Source organism: Streptomyces achromogenes subsp. achromogenes (assembly GCF_000720835.1).
GTDB classification, from domain to species: Bacteria; Actinomycetota; Actinomycetes; order Streptomycetales; family Streptomycetaceae; genus Streptomyces; species Streptomyces achromogenes.
In genome coordinates, this window is record NZ_JODT01000010.1 from 158,803 (window position 1) to 177,922 (window position 19,120).

The following is a 19,120-nucleotide window of genomic DNA, read 5'->3' on the forward strand; positions in this document are numbered from 1 at the left end:
CGAGTGCCGTGCCGGTTCCGGATTCGGATGCGGGTCTCGCTTCGGTTTCGGCGGCTTGGCCGTTGCGCGGGCACGGGCGGCTGGGGCCGGTGACTGACGTGAGCCCGAACTCCGGTTACCTGGCGTGGTCTTGGTCTGTCCGCGCCCGGCGGCTCCGTGACCGGCCGGGCTCCACGGCCGGTCCGCGCCGGCACCGGTCACCGCTCCCGGACACCGGGTACCGCCGCCCCTCCCCGCATCGCCGTCCCGCTCCACACCGCCGCCCCGTCACGCACCGCCGGTGACCCGCGCCCGTTCCCCCGCCCCGGGGTCACCGGGGTCGCCCCGCGCCGTATCGTCCCGCTCTCCAAAGGACTTCACCCATGACGGACCTGCACGACAAGCCCGCTCCGGCGTCCTCCCTGCCGCAGGCCGGTCCCGCCGCCGGCCTGCCGGAGAGCGGCGCGGCACCGGCGCATCCGACGCTCGGCGAGCTGTTCACCGCCTGGGTGGCCCGCACCCCGGACGCACCGGCCCTCACCGACGGGCGGCGGACCTGGACCTACCGCGAACTCGACGCCCGGGCCGAGCGGCTGGCCGCCCATCTGGTACGGCGGGGAGCCGGGCCGGACCGGGTGGTGGCCCTGGTCCTGCCGCGCTCCATGGAGCTGATCGCGGCCGAGCTGGCCGTCGCGCGGGCGGGCGCCGCCTTCCTGCCCGTGGACCCCGCCTACCCCGCCGAGCGCCGGGCGCTGATGCTCGCCGACGCCGGGCCCGCCGTCACCCTCGACGATCCGCGCCGGGTCGGTGAACTATTGGAGGAACTGGAGACGGGCGAGCCGCCGGCCGCCGAGCACGGCACCGACCGCTGGGCCGGCGCCGACGCCGGCCACGCGGCGTACGTCATCTACACCTCCGGCTCCACCGGCACCCCCAAGGGCGTCACGGTCACCCATCGCGGCCTGGGCGGATTCACCTCGGCCGCCGCCGAACGGTACGCGGTGGGCCCCGGTGACCGGGTGCTCCAGTTCTCCTCGCCGAGCTTCGACGCCTCCGTGCTGGAGCTGTGCGTGTCCCTCCTGTGCGGCGCCACGCTGGTCGTACCGCCGCACGGGCCGTGGCTCGGCGACGAACTCGCGGCGGTCCTGGACGAGTACCGCATCACCCACGCCCTGATCCCGCCCGCCGCGCTGGCCACCCTGCCCGACCCCGCGCAGGGCACCGCGCGCCACCTGCGCACGCTGATCGTGGGCGCCGAGGCCTGCCCGGCGGGGCTCGTGGACCGCTGGGCACCTGGCCGCCGCATGATCAACTCCTATGGTCCGACCGAGGCCACCATCGTCGCCACCTGGACCGGGCCGCTCACCGCCGGCCGGGGCACCCCGACGATCGGCGGTGCCCTGCCGCACACGCGGGTGTACGTCCTGGACGCCGCCATGCGGCCCGTGCCGCCCGGCGCCGACGGGGAGTTGTTCGTCGGCGGCGACGCGGTGGCCCGGGGGTACCTGGGCCGGCCGGGCCTGACCGCGGCCCGGTTCGTCGCCGACCCCTTCGGCGCGCCCGGCGCCCGGCTGTACCGCACGGGGGACCGGGCGCGCTGGACCGCCGACGGGGAACTGGAGTTCCTGGGCCGGCTGGACCGGCAGGTGAAGATCCGCGGCTTCCGCGTCGAGCCCGGCGAGATCGAGGCGGCCCTGCGGCGCGCCGGCGGCGGGGCGGTCGGCGAGGCGGTGGTCGTGGTCCGCGAGGACGATCCGGGCCACCGGCGCCTCGTCGCCTACGTCACCCCGGCGGGACGACCGGCGGCACCCTCCGCCGCCTCGACCGACGCCGGGGAGCCCCGTAATGGCGCCGCCCCAGCCACCCCCGCCGAGCCGCTCGATCCCGCAGCCCTCCGTGCCGCCGTAGCCGGTCTGTTGCCCGCGCACATGGTGCCCGCCGTCGTCGTGGTGCTGGAGCGCATGCCGCTCACCCCGCAGCACAAGATCGACCGGAGGGCGTTGCCCGCGCCGGAGCGTACGGCCGCGGCCGGGCGGGTGGCGCCCCGGTCGGAGCGGGAGCGGGTGCTCGCCGGGATCTGGGCCGAGGTGCTGGGCGTCGACGCGGTCGGGGTGACCGACGACTTCTTCGACCTCGGGGGCGAGTCCCTGCTCGCGGCCCGGGTGCTCGCCCGGGTCCGGGACGAACTGGGCGTCCGGCTGACCCTGCGGGACGTGTTCACCGCGCGCACCGTCGCCGCCCTGGCCCCGCTGCTCGCCGACCCGTCGGCCGCCACGGCCCCGGAGCCGATCCCGCCGGCCCCGGCCGGGGACGCCCTGCCGCTGTCCAGCGCGCAGCGGCGGCTGTGGTACCTGGACGACCTCTCCGGCGGCGGCACCGAGTACAACACCGGTGTGGCCCTGCGGCTGCGCGGCGCCCTGGACCCGGACGCGCTGCGCCGCTCCCTGCACCGGCTCGCGGCCCGCCACGCCTCCCTGCGCACCACCTTCGCCACCGCCGACGGCCAGGGCGTCCAGCGGGTCGCCCCGGAACCGGAGCTGCCGCTGCGGACGGCCGACCTCTCCGGCGCGCCGGACGCCGAGGAGGCCGTCGAGGCGCTGCTCACCGAGGAGTTGGAGCGGCCCTTCGACCTGGCGGCCGGTCCGCTCACCCGGGCCCTGCTCGTCCGGCTGGGTGCCGAGGAGCATGTACTGCTCCTGGCCCAGCACCACATCGTCACCGACGGCTGGTCGGTGGGCGTCCTCATCCGCGAACTCGCCGCCCTCTACCACGCCGAGACCACCGGCGAGCCCGCCGGGCTGCCCGAACCCGCCGTGCAGTACCCGGACTTCGCGCTGTGGGAGCGACGGCAGCGGACCGACGGCGCGGACACCGCCGATCTCGTCTACTGGAAGCGGCACTTGGCGGGACTCCAGCAGCTGGAGCTGCCCACGGACCGGCCGCGGCCCGCCGTGCGCACCACGGCGGGCGCGGCGCACCGGCACGCCCTGCCCGCCGAGTTGACGAACCGGCTGCGCCACCTGGCCGCCGGGCGCGGCACCACGCTGTTCACCCTGTTCGCGGGCGCCGCCGCACTGCTGTTCTCCCGCTACTCCGGACAGCGGGACATCGCCTTCGGCACCGTCACCACCGGGCGCGGCCGGCGGGACCTGGAGGACGTGCCCGGGTTCTTCGCCAACACGGTGGTACTGCGCGGCGAGGTGGACGAGCGGGTCACCGTGGACCGGTTCGTGGAGAGCATGCGGACGACCGTGCTGGACGCCTTCGCCCACGACGGCGTGCCCTTCGACCGGGTGGTGGAGGAACTCGCCCCGCCCCGCGACCCCAGCCGCACCCCGCTGGTCCAGGCGCTCGTCGTCCAGCAGAGCCCGCTGCCCGTGCCGCCGCTCGCCGGGGGCCTCGGCCTGGCCGAGCACCCGCTGCCCCGCCCGGCCGCCCGCTTCGACCTGGTCCTGGAGTTCACCCCGGACCCGGACGGCGGCTCGGCCTTGACCGTCGAGTTCAACACGGACCTGTTCGACGCGGCGACCGTGGCCCGGATGACCGGCCATCTGCACCGCCTGCTGGAGGGCATGGCGGACGGCCCGGGCCGCACCCTGGCCGAACTGCCCATGCTCTCCGCCGCTGAGCGGCGCACGCTGGTGGACAGCTGGAACCCGCCCGCCCGCCGGCTCCGGGAGACCGGGCACGCCACGCTGCCCGAGCTGCTGCACGCCCAGGCGGCCCGCACCCCCGGCCGTACGGCGGTGGTCTGCGGACCGGACCGGCTGGCCTACGCCGAGGTGGCCCGGCGTGCCAACCGGCTGGCCCGGCGGCTCATAGCGCGCGGCGCGGGTCCGGAGACCCTGGTCGCGCTGTGCCTGCCGCGCACCGCCGACCTCGTGCCCGTGCTGTGGGCGGTGCTCACCGCGGGCGCCGCCTACCTCCCCGTCGACCCCGGCTACCCGGCCGAGCGGGTCCGGCTCATGCTCGACGACGCCCGGCCCGCCCTCGTCATCGCCACCCGGGAGACCGCCGCCGCGCTGCCCCCGGACTGCGACCCGCTGTTCCTGGAGGACACCACCGGCCCGGCGGTGCCCGACACGGACCTCACCGACGCCGACCGGCTGCGCCCGCTGCTGCCGGACCACCCCGCGTACGTCATCTACACCTCCGGCTCCACCGGCCGCCCCAAGGGAGTGGTGGTCACCCACCGCACGGTCGCCGCGCTGGCCCGGTGGGCGGGGGAGCGGTTCGGCGCCGACGGGCTGGACCACGTGATCGCCGCGACCTCCCTCAACTTCGACGTCTCCGTCTTCGAACTGCTCTGCCCGCTCACGGCCGGCGGCACCGTCGAGGTGGTCGCCGACCTGCCGGCCCTCGCCGACGGCACCGGACCACGGCGGGCCGGGCTGCTCAGCGGGGTGCCGTCCGTCGTCTCCCGGCTGTTCGCGGCCGGCCCCGCACCCGTGACCGCCGGCACCGTCGTCCTCGCCGGCGAGGCCCTGCCCGCGCAGACGCTGCACGAGCTGCGCGCCGCCCTGCCCGGCTGCCGCATCGCCAACATCTACGGCCCCACCGAGGCCACCGTGTACGCCACCGCCTGGTTCGCCGGGGACCGGCTGCCCGGGCAGGCCCCGCCCATCGGCACCCCGGTGGCGCTCACCCGGGCCTACGTCCTGGACGGCGCCCTGCGGCCCCAACCCGTCGGCGTCACCGGCGAGTTGTACCTCGGGGGCGGTGGACTGGCCCGCGGCTACCTGAACCGTCCCGGACTGACCGCCGCCCGGTTCGTCGCCGATCCGTTCGGCGCGCCGGGGGAGCGCATGTACCGCACCGGCGACCTGGTGCGCCGCCGCGCCGACGGCACGCTGGAGTACGTCGGCCGGACCGACCAGCAGGTCAAGGTCCGCGGCTTCCGCATCGAGCTGGGCGAGGTGGAGGAGGCGCTGCGCGGCTGCGCCGGCGTGGCCGAGGCCGCCGCCGTCGCCGCCACCGACCGCGACGGCCACCGGCGCCTGATCGGCTACGTCGTCCCGGCCGCCGGACAGCGCACCGAACCCGAGGCCGTACGCCGGGAACTGGGCCGTACGCTGCCCGACTACATGGTCCCGACGGCCGTCGTCGTGCTGGACGCCCTGCCGCTCAACCCGAACGGCAAGCTCGACCGCGGCCGGCTCCCCGACCCCGGGCCCGCCGCGCGCGCCGTACGGCACGTCGCGCCCCGCACGCCCACCGAGCGCGCGCTCGCCGCGATCTGGGCCGAGGTGCTGCGGGTGGAGCGGATCGGCGTCGACGACAACTTCTTCGAACTCGGCGGCGACTCGATCCTCAGCATCCAGGTGGTGGCCCGCGCCCGGCAGGAGGGCCTGCCACTGACCTCCCGGGACGTATACCAGCACCAGACGGTGGCCGCCCTGGCCCGCCGCGCGGACGCCGCCGGCGGCGGCCCGCGCGAGGCCGCCCCCGCACCGCGGGCGGCCACCGGCACCGCCCCGCTGACCCCCATCCAGCACTGGCTGTTCGACACCGCCGCCGAACACGCCGGCCACTTCGCCCAAGCGCTGTCCGTCCGGCTGCCCGACGACCTGGACCCGGCCGCGCTCGAGGACGCGCTGAACGACCTGGCCGCCCACCACGACGCCCTGCGCTCCCGCTTCACCGCCGACGGCACGGCCGGCCGGCCCGCCTGGACGGTCGAGGAACGGGCGCCCCGCCTCCGCCTGGCCCGCCACACCGGACCGGAGACCGACACCCCCCACTTCGGCCCCTTCGACCTCGCCCGGGGACCGCTGATCCGGGCCGTGCTGCACGACACCGGCACCGGCCGGCCCCCGGTGCTGCACCTCGCCGTCCACCACCTGGTGGTCGACGGCGTCACCTGGCGGCTGCTGCTGGAGGACCTGGACCGCGCCTACCGGGCCCGCCGCGCCGGCCGGGACGGCGCCGCCGCGCTGCCCGCCAAGTCCTCGCCGCTGCGCCAGTGGGCCCACCGGCTCGCCGCCCACGCGGCCGACGGCGGCTTCGACGACGAACGCGCGTACTGGGCCGGGGCCCTTCCCGAGCCCGCCCCCGCGCTGCCGACGGGCCCGGCCGGCACCTACGCCCAACAGCGCGCGCACACCGTACGGTTGACCCCCGAGGACACCGCGGCGCTGCTGCGCACCCTGCCCGACACCTACCGCACCCGGGCCAACGACGTCCTGCTCGCCGCCCTCGGTCGGGCCCTGTGCGGCTGGAGCGGCCAGGACCGGGTACTGGTCGACGTCGAGGGACACGGCCGCGAGGACCTCTTCCCCGAGCTGGACATCAGCCGCACGGCCGGCTGGTTCACCACCCGGTACCCCGTCGCGCTCGCCGTCCCCGAGGACGCCGGCTGGGACACCGTACTGAAGCGGGTCAAGGAGCAGCTGCGCGCCGTACCCCGGCACGGCCTCGGGTACGACGCCCTGCGCCGGCTCGCCGGTCCCGGGGCGGCACCGCGTACCGCCGACGCGCGGATCAGCTTCAACTACCTGGGCCGGATGGAGCTGCCGCAGGACCCCGACGGCCTCTACCGGGGCACCGTACGCCCGCTGGAACTGGACGCCGACCCGGCCGCCCCACGCCCGCACGCCCTGGAGGTCGTCGGGCACCTCACGGACGGCGCGCTGGAGTTCACCTGGTTCTACGCCGACGGGCCGCAGCGCGAGGAGGAGGTCGCCGGACTCGCCGGGCGGTTCGCCGCCGCGCTCGCCGACCTGGCCCGGTACGCCGCCCGCCCGGGTGCCGCGGGCCGCACCCCGTCCGACTTCCCGCTGGCCCGGCTCGACCAGGCCGCCGTCGACCGGATCACCGGCCCGGACCCGGCGGCGGTGGCGGACGTGTACCCGCTCACCCCCACCCAGGCCGGCATGCTCTTCCACGGCCTGTCCCAGGACGACCGCGGCGTCTACCTCCAGCAGCTGACGTTCGTCCTCGACGGCGTGCCCGACCCGGGCGCCCTCGCCGCCGCCTGGCAGCACGTGACCGACCGCACCGAGACGCTGCGCTCCCGGGTCGTCTGGCAGGACGTGCCCGAGCCGCTGCTGGTGGTGGCGCGCCACGCCGACCTGCCGGTCACCCACCTGGACTGGCGCGACCTGACCGAGGACGAGCGCCGCGCCCGCCTGGCCGACCTGCTCGCCCGGGACCGCGCCGAGGGCATCGACCTCGGCCGGGCCCCGCTCCAGCGCCTGCTCCTGGCCCGCCTCTCCGGGACCGCGGTGCGCGTGGTGTGGACCTTCCACCATCTGCTGCTGGACGGCTGGAGCATGTTCCAGGTCCTCTCGGACGTCTTCGCCCACCACGCCGGGGCCGACCCCGACACCCTCCCGCACCGCCCGCCGCACCGGGACTACGTGGCCTGGCTGCGCAGACGCGACCCCGCCCCGGCCGAACGGCACTGGCGCCGCCGCCTGTCCGGGCTGACCGAGGCCACCCCGCTGCCGTACGACCGCGAGCCGCGCGAGGCCCACCGCGCCGAGTCCACCCACGCCGTGCGCCGCGCGCTGCCCCCGGCCGCCACCCGGGCGCTCCAGGAGCTGGCCCGCACCTGCGGCCTCACCCTCAACACCCTGGTACAGGGCGCCTGGGCGCTGCTGCTGGCCCGGCAGGCGGGCCGGGACGAGGCGGTGTTCGGCACCACCGTCGCCGGACGGCCGCCCGAGCTGCCCGGCGCCGACACCATGACCGGCCTGTTCATCACCACCCTGCCCACCCGGGTCACCGTCCCCGGCCACGGCACCCTGCTGGACTGGCTGCGCGCCCTCCAGCACGACCAGAGCGAGGACCGCCGCTTCGACCACCTGCCGCTCACCCGGCTGCGGACGTTCACCGAACTCCCCGAGCGCGCCGGACTCTTCGACAGCATCGTGGTCTTCGAGAACTACCCGGTCGACGACGGCCTCGCCGCCGCCCACGGGCTGCGCCTCAGCGGTCTGGAAGGCGTCGAGACCACCAACTACCCGCTGAGCCTGACCGCCTACCCGGGCCCGGAGCTCACCCTGCGGCTCGGCTACGACCCCGCCCTGTTCGACACCGCGACGGCCGAGCGCCTGGCCGAGTACCTGACCGTCCTGCTCACCCACCTGCCCGCCGGCGCCCACCGCCCGCCCGCCCGGCTGCCCCTGCTCGCCCCGGACCGCCGCGCGCAGGTGCTGGACGCCTGGAACGACACCGCCACCGACCTGCCCGACACCACCGTCGCCGCCCTCTTCGCCGCGCAGGTGCGCCGCACCCCCGACGCCGTGGCCCTGGACACCGGGGACACCCGTCTCACCTACCGTGAACTCGATGCCCGCGCAGGCGAGTTGGCGGCCCGCCTGGCCGGACTCGGAGTACGGCCGGAACGCCCGGTCGGCGTGCTCATGGACCGGTCGGCGGAGCTGATCACCGCCCAGCTGGCCCTCGTGCGCACCGGCGGCGTGTACGTGCCGCTGGACGGCAGGGCCCCGGCCGACCGGCTGCGCCGGATGCTCACGGAGGCGGGCGCGGACCTGCTGCTCACCGACGCCGGCCGGGAGCGGACGGCCCGCGACCTGCTGCCCGGCGGCGGCATCCTGCGGGTGGACGACACCTCCGGCGCACCCGGCCCCGGGCCCGCGCACACCGTCCACCCCGACAACGTCCAGTACCTGATGTTCACTTCGGGCTCCACCGGCACCCCCAAGGGGGTCGCGGTGCGGCAGCGGGACGTCGTCGCGCTCGCCCTGGACCGGGCCTTCGCCGGGCACGACCGGGTCCTCGTGCACTCGCCGCACGCCTTCGACGCCGCCACCTACGAGGTGTGGGTGCCGCTGCTGCGCGGCGGCACCGCCGTCCTCGCCCCGCCCGCCGGCCTCGACGCCGCCCAGGTCCGCCGCGCCGTCACCGAGCGGGGCGTGACCTGCCTGTGGCTGACCGCCGGCCTGTTCCGGCTGCTCGCCCAGGAGGACCCCGGCTGCCTGCGCGGCGCCCGCGAGGTGTGGACCGGCGGCGAGGCCGTGCCCGGCGCGGTGGTCCGCCGGGTCCTGGACGCCTGCCCCGGACTGACCGTCGTGGACGGCTACGGCCCCACCGAGACCACCACCTTCGCCACCCGCCGCGTCTTCCGCTCCGGCGACCCGCTGCCCGCCGTCCTGCCCATCGGCCGCCCCCTGGACAACACCCGCGTCTACGTCCTGGACGCCTCGCTCCAGCCCCAGCCGCCCGGTGTCCCCGGTGAGCTGTACATCGCGGGTGCGGGCCTGGCCCGGGGCTACGCCGGCCGGCCGGGCGCGACCGCCGCCCGCTACGTCGCCGACCCCTACGGCCCGCCCGGCACCCGGATGTACCGCACCGGCGACCTCGTACGCTGGAGCGCCGACGGCGAACTGCACTTCGTCGGCCGCGCGGACGACCAGATCAAGATCCGCGGCTTCCGGGTCGAACCCGCCGAGATCGAGGCCCGCCTCACCGCCCACCCCGCCGTCGCCGAGGCCGTCGTCTCCCTGTACGAGGACGCCGGACGCAAACGGCTCGCCGCCCACCTCGTACCGGCCGAAGGCGCCGACGTGCCCACCGCCGCCGGGCTGCGCGCCCACCTGGCGGCCGGACTGCCCGACTACATGCTGCCCGCCGCGTTCGTCACCGTGCCCGAACTGCCGCTGACGGCCAACGGCAAGGTCGACCGGCGGCGGCTGCCCGCCCCCGACTGGGCGGCCGGCGCCGAACGGACCCACCGCGAACCGCGCACCGACACCGAACGCACCCTCGCCGCGATCTGGGCCGAACTGCTCGGCGTCGAACGCGTCGGCGTGGACGACAACTTCTTCATGCTGGGCGGCGACTCCATCCTCAGCATCCAGGTGGTCTCCCGGGCCCGCGCCGCCGGCCTCACCCTCACCCCCCGCGACCTGTTCCGGCACCCCACGGTGGCCGAACTGGCCGCCGCGGGCGGCGCTTCCGCACCGGCCGTCGCCGGCACCGCGCCGGTCGCCGGACCGGCCGGCCTCACCCCGATCCAGCACTGGTTCCTGGACGCCCGGCCCGCGCAGCCCGCCTTCTTCAACCAGTCCGTCGTGGTCGAAGCGCCCGGCCCGGTGGACGAGGACGCCCTGCGCCGCGCCCTCGCCGCGCTGTGGAGCCACCACGACGCCCTGCGCGCCCGGTTCCGCTGCGACCGCGACGGCGCCTGGCACCAGGACATCACCGCCCACGACAGCCCCGCCCCCGAACTGCTCCAGGTCCACGACCGGCGGGACGAGGTAGCCGTCACGGCGGCGGCCCACGGCCGACTCGACCTGGAGACGGGCCCGTTGTTCGTCGCCCGGCTGTTCACCGCCGACGGCACCGGGCCCGCCCGGCTGCTGCTCGTCGCCCACCACCTGGTGGTCGACGGCGTCTCCTGGCGGATCCTGCTGGAGGACCTGGAGACCGCCTACCGGCAGGCCGCCGCCGGCGAGCCCGTACGGCTGCCCGCCCGCACCACGTCCGCGGCCGAGTGGGTCCGCCGGCTGCGCGAGAGAGACCTCACCGGGCAACTGCCCCACTGGGAGCGGACCGTCCGCGCGTGCGCCGAGCCGCTGCCCGTGGACCTCGCCGGCGGCAACACCACGGCCGACGTCCGCGAGGTGACCGTACGGCTCGACCGCGAGCACACCGACGCCCTGCTGCGCCGGGTGCCCGGCGTCTACCGCACCCGCGTGGACGACGTGCTGCTCACCGCGCTGGGCCGGACCCTCGCCGACTGGACCGGGCGCGCCACCGTCGCCGTCGGCCTGGAGGGACACGGCCGCGAGGACCAGTGGGCCGACGACGTCGACCTGTCCCGCACGGTCGGCTGGTTCACCGCGCTCCACCCGGTCGCCCTGACCGTCCCGGCGGGGGACTGGGGCACCGCGCTGAAGTCGGTGAAGGAACAGCTGCGGGCCGTACCCGACCGCGGCCTCGGCTACGGCGTGCTGCGCCACCTGGCCCGCGACCCACGGCTCACCGGCACCCCCGAACCCGGCATCAGCTTCAACTACCTGGGCCGCTTCGACTGGTCCGCCGACGACGCCGCCCTGGTCCGGGCGGTGCCCGGCGGCCTGGGCGGCGCGGAGGCACCGGACACCGAGCGGCCGCACCTGCTGGACGTCGTGGCCCGCGTCGAGGACGACCGGCTGGAGATCACCTGGTACTACAGCGGCGGACGCCACCGCGAGGACACCGTCACCGCCCTCGCCGAGGGCATGCTGGACGCGCTCGGCGGCATCGTCGCCCACTGCGCCCGCCCCGGCGCGGGCGGCCGCACCCCGTCGGACTTCCCGCTGGCCCGGCTCGACCAGGCCGCCGTGGACCACATCGCCGGCGACGGCCGGGACGTGCAGGACATCTACCCGCTCACGCCGATGCAGGAGGGCATGCTCTTCCACAGCCTGCTCGACCCCGCCGGCCGCACCTACGTCAACCAGGTCCAGCTCGTGCTGGCCGGCGTCACCGATCCGCACGCGCTCGCCGAGGCCTGGCAGCACACCGCCGACGCCAACCCCGTGCTGCGCACCGGCCTGGTCTGGCAGGAGACCCCCGAACCCCTCCAGGTCGTCCGGCACCGCGCCACCGTGCCCGTCACCCACCACGACTGGTCCGCATGGCCCGACGAACGCCGCGCGTCCGAACTGGACCGGCTGCTCGCCGAGGACCGTGAGCGGGGGATCGACCTCGCCGCCGCGCCCCTCATGCGGCTGACCCTGATCCGGCTGGCCCCGGACCGGGTCCGCCTGGTGTGGACCTTCCACCACGTCCTGCTCGACGGCTGGAGCGCCGCCCAGGTCTTCGAGGAGGTGTGCGAGCGGTACGCCGCCCTGACCTCCGGGCACCGCCCGCACCTCCCCGAGCGCCGGCCCTTCGCGGACTATCTGCGCTGGCTCGCCGGACGCGACACCGGCCAGGCCGAGCGGTACTGGCGCACCACCCTGGCGGGTTTCCAGGCCCCCACCGCACTGCCCCGCGACCGGCGGCCCGCCGAGGCCCACCGCACCTCCTCCTCCGGATCCGTGCGCATGACCCTCGGCCCGGACCTCTCCGCCCGGCTGCGGGAGACCGCCCAGCGCCACGGGCTCACCCTCAACACCGTGCTCCAGGGCGCCTGGGCGCTGCTGCTGTCCCGCTACGGCGGCGGCAACGACGTGGTGTTCGGCACCACCGTCTCCGGACGGCCCGCCGAACTGCCCGGCGTCACCACGATGGTGGGCCTGTTCATCAACACCTTGCCCACCCGCGTCCACGTCGACGGCTCGCGCCCGCTGCCCGAGTGGCTGCGGGAGATCCAGACCGCGCAGTCCGAGGCCCGCCGCCACGATTTCGTCTCGCTCGCCCAGGTCCAGTCCTGGAGCGAACTGCCCGGCGGTACCAGCCTGTTCGACTCCCTCGTGGTCTTCGAGAACTACCCCTTCGACGCGGACGCACCGGCCCGGCACGGCCTCACCATGGAACCGGAGCGGGACCTGGAGCCGACCAACTACCCGCTCAGCGTGGTCGTCGCGCCCGGCGACACCCTCACCGTGAACCTGGACTACGACCCGGCCGCCTTCGACACCACCACGGTCACCGCGCTCGGCGAGAGCCTGCGCACCCTGCTCACCGGCATGGCCGGCGGTCTCGACCGCCGACCGGCCGACCTGCCGCTGCTGGACGCGGCCGAGGGACGCGCGCTGGTGGCCCGGTTCGGCGGACGGACCACCGAGGCACCCCGGGGCACCCTGCCCGACGTATTCCGCCGGCAGGCCGAGCGCACCCCCGACGCCCCGGCCGTCCGCCACGGCGACCAGGTGCTCACCTACCGGGAACTCGACGCCCGCTCCAACCGGCTGGCCCGGCGGCTCATCGCCGCCGGCGCCGGACCCGAACGCTTCGTCGCCCTCTGCCTGCCCCGCACCACCGGCCTGGTCACCGCGCTCCTCGCGGTGCTCAAGAGCGGCGCCGGCTATCTGCCCGTCGACCCCCAGTACCCGGCCGAGCGCGTCGCGTTCCTCTTCGAGGACGTACGGCCCGACGCCGTGATCACCGCCGCCGAGACCGAAGGCCGGCTCCCCGAGGGCCCCTTCACCCGGATCCTGCTCGACGACACGGCATCCGAGGCACCGGACACCCCGGTCGGCGACGACGAACGGCACACCGCCCTGCTGCCCGGCCACCCGGCCTACGTCATCCACACCTCCGGCTCCACCGGCCGCCCCAAGGGCGTCGTCGTCAGCCACGCCTCCGTGCTCGCCCTCACCGACTGGGCGGCGGCCGAGTTCGCCGGGCGGGGACTGCACCACGTGGTGGCCTCCACCTCGCTCAACTTCGACGTGTCGGTCTTCGAGATCTTCGCACCGCTGCTGTCCGGCGGCTGCGTGGAGATCGTCCGCGACCTGCTGGCCCTCGCCGAGCGCCCCGGACCCTGGCGCGCCGGACTGCTCAGCGCGGTCCCCTCGGCCCTGGACCGGCTGCTCGCCGAGGACGCCGTACGGATCACCGCCGACACCGTCGTCCTCGCGGGGGAGGGGCTGCCCGCCCGGACCGTACGCCGGGTCCGCGACGCCATCCCCGGCAGCGAGGTGCGCAACATCTACGGCCCCACCGAAGCCACCGTCTACGCCACCGCCTTCACCTGCGACCCGGCCGACCCCGACCGGGACCCGCCGATCGGCCGCCCGCTCGGCGGCGCCCGCGCCCACGTCCTGGACGAACGGATGCGCCCGGTGCCCGTCGGCGTGCCCGGCGAGCTGTTCCTCGCCGGGACCGGTGTCGCCCGCGGCTACCTCGGCCGCCCCGGCCTGACCGCCGCCCGCTTCCTGCCCGACCCGTTCGGCCCGCCCGGCAGCCGCATGTACCGCACCGGCGACCTGGTCCGCTGGACGGCCGACGGCGACCTCGTCTACCTCGGCCGCGGCGACGACCAGGTGAAGGTGCGCGGCTTCCGCATCGAACTCGGCGAGGTCGAGGCCGCGCTCGCCCGCCACCCGGCCGTGGCCGCGGCGGCGGCACGCGTGATCGAACACGCCGGACACCGCCGCCTCGTGGGCTACGTGGTGCCGCGTACACCGGCCTCGGCGGACGGTTCCGGGGTGCCGGTGTCAGCCGGGTCCACCGGCGCGGCCGGCCTGCCGGGGACCCGTCCGGTCGGCCCCGACCCCGCCGAGCTGCGGGCCTTCCTCGCCCGCAGCCTGCCCGACCACCTCGTCCCCGCCCTCGTCGTCCCGCTGGAGCGGCTGCCGCTGGGGGCCACCGGCAAGCTCGACCGGCGGGCGCTGCCGGTGCCCGAGTGGGCCGCGCCGGCCACCGGTACGGCCGGGCGGCCGCCGCGTACCGAGGCCGAGCGGACCCTCGCCGCGATCTGGACCGAGGTACTGGGCGTGCCCGAAGTCGGCGCGGAGGACAACTACTTCACACTCGGCGGCGACTCCGTCCTCGGCATCCGCATCGTGTCCGCCGCCCGCCGGGCCGGTCTCGCGCTGACCCCCCGGCACCTGTTCACCCACCAGACCCTCGCCGAACTGGCCGCCGCGGCCGAGCGGTTGCCGGTCTCCACCGTCACCGCCGAGCAGGGCCCGGTGACCGGCGACACCCCGCTCACCCCCGTACAGCACTGGCTGCTGTCCACACTCACCGGCGACCCCGCCCACTTCAGCCAGACGGTCGCCCACGAGCTGGCCGCCGACCCCGACGAGACGCTGCTGCGGGCCGCCCTGGCCGTCGTACTGGAGCACCACGACGCGCTGCGGATGCGCTACGAGCGCCAGGCGGACGGAAGCCTGCGGCAGTACGGCACCCCGCCCGGGGAGCTGGACCCGCATCTGGAGGTGCACCACGGGGCGGACCCGGCGGCGGTGGCCGAGACCCTCGGCGCCGGGTTCGACCTGGCCGGCGGGCCGCTGCTGCGGGCTGCGCTGTGCCGCCCGGCCGGCGGAACGGACCCGGCCGGCGGTGCGCGCCCGGTGCTGCTGCTGGCCGCCCACCACCTGGTCGTGGACGCCGTCTCCTGGCGGCTGGTCCTGGAGGACCTGGACGCCGCCTACCGTGCGCTGCGGGACGGCGGACGGCCCGCCCTCCCCGCGAAGAGCACCGCGTTCCGGGACTGGGCCCGGCGGCTCGCCGCACACACCGAGGCGGGCGGCTTCGACGCCGAACTCCCGTACTGGCAGGGGACGGACACCGGCACCACGCTGCCCGTCGACCACCCCGGCGGCCCGAACACCGTCGCCGACGAGGACGCCGTGACCGCCGGACTCGACGCCGAGGAGACCCGCCGGCTGCTCCAGGACGTGCCCGAGGCGTACCGCACCCGCGTCAACGACGTGCTGCTCACCGCGCTGGGCCGGGTCCTGGCCCGCTTCACCGGCCGGGACCGGGTGGCGGTGACCCTGGAGGGCCACGGCCGCGAGGAGCTGTTCGAGGACGCCGACCTGGCCCGCACCACCGGCTGGTTCACCGCGATGTACCCGGTCGCCCTGGACGTGCCCCGGGACGCCGGCATCGGCACCGCGCTGAAGTCCGTCAAGGAGACCTTGCGGGCCGTACCGCACGGCGGACTCGGCTACGGCGCGCTGCGCCACCTGCGCCCCACCGCCGGCCGTGACCTGCCCGCCCTGCCGCCGGTCTGCTTCAACTACCTGGGCCGGCCGGACGCGGCCCCCGCCCCCGGCGGACTGCTGCACGCCCCCCTCGGCGGCCTCACCGGCGGCATGGACCGCTCGGCGGACCGGCCGCACCTCCTCGACATCCTCGGCCAAGTCACCGAGGACCGCTTGGAGTTCACCTGGTCGTACTCGCGCGGGCGGCACCGGCGGGAGACCGTCGCCCGGCTGGCGGCCGAGCTGACGGAGGAACTGCGCGCGATCATCCGGCACTGCGCCGAACCCGGCGCGGGCGGGCGCACCCCCTCAGACTTCCCGCTCGCCCCGCTGGACCAGGCCGCCGTGGACCGGCTCGTCGGCGACGGCACCGGCGTCACGGACGTCTACCCGCTCACACCCACCCAGACCGGCATGGTGATGCACGGCCTGGACGAGGCCGAACACGGCCTCTACGTCGAGCAGATCACCTTCGTGGCCGACGGCGCGCACGACCCCGCGACGCTGGCCGAGGCCTGGCGGCACGTGGTCGACCGCACCCCCGTCCTGCGCACCTCCGTCGCCCTGCACGGCGTGCCGGTGCCCCTCCAGATCGTCCACCGGCACGTGAGCCTGCCGGTCACCGAGCACGACTGGAGCGCGCTGCCGGCCGCACGGCACACGGCGGAGCTGGAGCGGCTGCTCGCCGACGAGCGGGCCCGCGGCCTCGCCCTGGACCGGGCCCCGCTGCTGCGGCTCGCCCTGGTCCGGCTCGGCCCGGACGCGGTCCGGGTCGTGTGGACCTTCCACCACGTCCTGCTGGACGGCTGGAGCGTCTTCCACGTGCTGTCCGACGTCATGGCCGCGCACGCCGCCCTCACCCGGGGCGAGCGACCCCGGCTGCCCGAGCGCCGGCCGTTCGCGGACTACGCCGCCTGGCTCGCCGCCCGCGACACCGCCGCCGCCGAGGAACACTGGCGCGACACGCTGGCCGGGTTCGGCGCCCCGACCCCGCTGCCGTACGACCGGCGGCCCGCCCCCGGCCACACCGCCCGCTCCGGCACCTGGCTGTCCCGGCGGCTCGACCCCGGACAGACGCGGAGCCTGCACGAGTTCGCCCGCCGCCACCGCCTCACCCTCAACACCCTGGTCCAGGGTGCCTGGGCGCTGCTGCTGGCGAGGTGGAGCGGGGAGCGGGAGGTCTGCTTCGGCACCACCGTCTCCGGGCGGCCCGCCGCACTGCCCGGCGCCGACACCATCACCGGCCTGTTCATCACCACGCTGCCCGCCCGCACCGAGGTCGACGGCACCGCCCGCCGCGACACCTGGCTGCGCGCCCTCCAGGAGGCCCGGTCCGAGGACCGCCGCCACGACCACCTGCCCCTGAGCGCGCTGCACTCCTACACCGAACTCCCGCCGCAGACACCCCTTTTCGACAGCCTGGTGGTGTTCGAGAACTATCCGGTCGGGGACACCACCGCGGGCGCGCACGGACTCGCGCTGCGCGACCTGGACGCCCGGGAGGCCACCAACTACCCGCTCACCGTGGTCGTCTCGCCCGGCGACCGGCTCACCGTCGAACTCGGCTACGACCCCCGGTACTTCGAGCGGGCGACCGCCGACTCGATGGCGGAACAGCTGCTGCACACCCTGCACGCGCTGGCCGCCCCGGACGACACCGCCCGCCTCGACGACCTGGATGTGCTCCCGCCCGCACACCGCGCACGGCTGCTGCGCGGCCCGTCCCGGCCCGCGCTCGACCCGGTGCCCGCCGCCACCCTGCCCGCGCTCGTGGAAGCCGCCGTCGACCGGTGGCCCACCGCGCCCGCGCTCGACGCCCCCGGCACGCTGCTCACCTTCGCGGAGGCCGAGGTGCGGGCCAACCGGCTCGCCCACCGGCTCATCGCCCGGGGCGCCGGGCCCGGCGACCTCGTCGCGCTGCTGCTGCCCCGCTCGGCGGACATGGTGCTGGCCCAGCTCGCGGTGGCCAAGTCCGGCGCCGCGTTCCTGCCGGTGGATCCCGCCTACCCCGAGGAGCGGATCGCCCTGATGCTGCGCGACGCCGCCCCCGCCCTCACCCTGGACGCCAAGGAGATCGCCGCCCTGCTCGCCGCACCCCCGGACGACGCCCCCGGACACCGGCCCACCGACGCCGACCGGACCCGCCCGCTCGACCCGGACGACCCGGCCTACGTCATCTACACCTCCGGCTCCACCGGCACCCCCAAGGGGGTCGTCGTCACCCACCGGGGCCTCGCCGCGTTCAGCGCCGCCGAGGCCGCCCACTACCAAGTCGCCGCCGGGGACCGGGTGCTGGCCTTCGCCACGCCCAGCTTCGACGCCTCCGTGCTGGAGCTGTGCATGTCCCTGCCGCACGGCGCCCGGCTCGTCGTCCCCCGGCCCGGCCCGTTGCTCGGCGCCGAACTCGCCGGCGTACTGCGCGCCGGAGGTGTCACGCACACCCTGCTGCCGCCGGCCGCGCTCGCCACCCTGCCCGCGGACACCCCCGGCACCCTGCCGGACCTGAAGACCCTGATCGTCGGCGCCGACGCGTGCGGCGCGGAACTCGTCGCCCGCTGGGCCCCGCACCACCGCATGGTCAACTCCTACGGCCCCACCGAGGCCACCGTCGTCGCCACCTGGTCCGCCCCGCTGGAACCGGACGGCGGCGCGCCGCCCATCGGCCGCCCGCTGCCCGCCACCGGCGCCTACGTCCTCGACGCCCGGCTGCGGCCGGTCCCCGACGGCGTGCCCGGCGAACTGTGGCTGAGCGGACCGTCGCTGGCCCGCGGCTACCTCGGCCGGCCCGGACTGACCGCCGCCCGGTTCCGCGCCGACCCGTTCGGGCCGCCCGGCACCCGCATGTACCGCACCGGCGACCTGGTGCGCCGGGACGGCGCCGGGGAACTGCACTACCTGGGCCGCACCGACCACCAGCTCAAACTGCGCGGCCACCGCATCGAGGCGGGCGAGGTCGAGGCCGTCCTGGTGCGCCATCCGGGCGTGCTGGACGCCGTGGTGACCGTACGGGAGGAGGAGCCCGGCCTGCCGCGCCTGGTCGCCCACCTGCTCACGGCCCCCGGCGCCGAACCGCCCACCGCCGCCGCCCTGCGCGAGCTGGCCGCCCGCTCGCTGCCCGGGTACATGGTGCCGTCGGCGTTCGTGGTGCTGGACCGCTTCCCGCTCACCGAGAACGGCAAGACCGACCGGACCGCGCTGCCCGCCCCGGCACCGGCCGAGGAGGAGCGGGAGCGGCCGGAGTACGTGGCGCCCCGCACGCCCACCGAGGAGGCACTGGCCGCCCTCTGGGAGGAGACCCTCCAGACGGCCGTGGGCGCCGAGGACGACTACTTCCTGCTCGGCGGCGACTCCCTGCGCGCCCTGCTCATCGCCTCCCGCGCCAACGACGCGTTCGGCGTCACGCTCACCCCCCGCGACGTCCTGGTCTCCCGCACGGTCGCCGCCCTGGCGGAACTCGTGGAGGAACAGGTGCTGAGCGAACTGGAGGCCGCCGCGTACGGCGGTGACGGACCAGACCCCGCCCACGGCGGACCCGATGACGAAGACGCCGCGTACGGCGGCCCCGACCACGACGAACGGTGAGGATC

At 76.5% G+C, this 19,120-nt stretch carries 1 protein-coding gene; it reads left to right on the plus strand.

Annotation, left to right across the window (positions count from 1 at the left end; translation table 11 throughout):
• Positions 1-362 precede the first annotated feature (362 nt).
• Positions 363-19,115 carry a non-ribosomal peptide synthetase gene (locus IH25_RS0112380; RefSeq protein WP_030607525.1) on the plus strand — a complete coding sequence of 6,251 codons (18,753 nt, stop codon included), beginning with the start codon at positions 363-365 and terminating at the stop codon, positions 19,113-19,115.
• The last annotated feature ends 5 nt before the right edge of the window (positions 19,116-19,120 follow it).